We start from the raw sequence: 1,024 nt of genomic DNA, 5'->3' as shown, positions 1-1,024 counted from the left end.
AGCCGGTCTGCGCCGTCGACCACGACGCGCTGGCCGGCCTGCACGCCGCGCAGCACCGCGGTCTGCTCGCCGTCGCTCGGTCCCAGCGCGACGGTCTGCACCTTGACCTTGTTCTGCTGGTCGACCACATAGACGAAGGTGCCCTGCTGCCCGCGCTGGATCGCGGCGACCGGCACCACCGTGGCGCCGGCCAGCGTATCGACGCGCATCCGCACATTGACGAACTGGTTCGGGAACAGCATGCCGTCGTCGTTGCGGAACACGGCCTTGAGCCGCACGGTGCCGGTGGTGGTATCGATCTGGTTGTCGGTGGTCAGCAGCGTGCCGTCGGCCAGCTTGTTGCGCGCCTGCCGGTCCCAGGCCTGTACCGGCAGCGTCTGGCCGGCGTTCAGCTGCCTGAGCACGCTGGGCAGGTTGTCCTCCGGGATCGAGAACAGCACGGCGATCGGCTGGATCTGCGTGATCAGCGCGATGCCGTTGGCATCCGAGGTGCTGACGATATTGCCCGGGTCGACCTGGCGCAGGCCGATGCGGCCCGAGGTCGGGGCCTTGATGCGCGTGTAGCCCAGCTGCAGGCGCGCGTTGTCGACGTTGGCCTGGTCGGTCTTGACCACGCCCTCGTACTGGCGCACCAGCGCGTCCTGCGTGTCGACCTGCTGCTTGGCGATCGAATCCTGCGCCAGCAGCGTGCGATAGCGCTGCTGGTCGATGCGCGCGTTCTGCAGCAGCGCCTGGTCGCGTGCCAGTTGGCCCAGCGCCTGGTCGAGCGCGGCCTGGAACGGACGCGGATCGATCTCGGCCAGCAGGTCGCCGGCCTTGACCATCTGGCCCTCCTTGAACAGCACGCGCAGCAGTGGGCCCGAAACCTGCGCGCGCACCGTGACGTTGGCGACCGGGGTCACGTTGCCCAGGCCATTGAGCACCACGTCCATATCGCGCTGCACGACCGGGCTGACCACCACCGGCGCGGCCGGGCCGCTCATGCCGCGGCCGCCCGGGCCGCCGGGTCCGCCCGGGATGCGTC

The 1,024-nt window shown here is 70.0% G+C and carries 1 protein-coding gene; it reads right to left on the bottom strand.

Annotated features, from left to right (window positions below):
• Nucleotides 1-1,024, bottom strand: a 1,024-nt coding sequence (locus B551_RS18665) for an MdtA/MuxA family multidrug efflux RND transporter periplasmic adaptor subunit (protein ID WP_023264773.1), incomplete at both ends; no start/stop codon positions are given.

The sequence above is a fragment of the Cupriavidus sp. HPC(L) genome, from assembly GCF_000307735.3.
Classification (GTDB): Bacteria; Pseudomonadota; Gammaproteobacteria; order Burkholderiales; family Burkholderiaceae; genus Cupriavidus.
The sequence above is the reverse complement of the archived record's forward strand: the minus strand, read 5'-3'. Positions and strand labels throughout refer to the sequence as shown.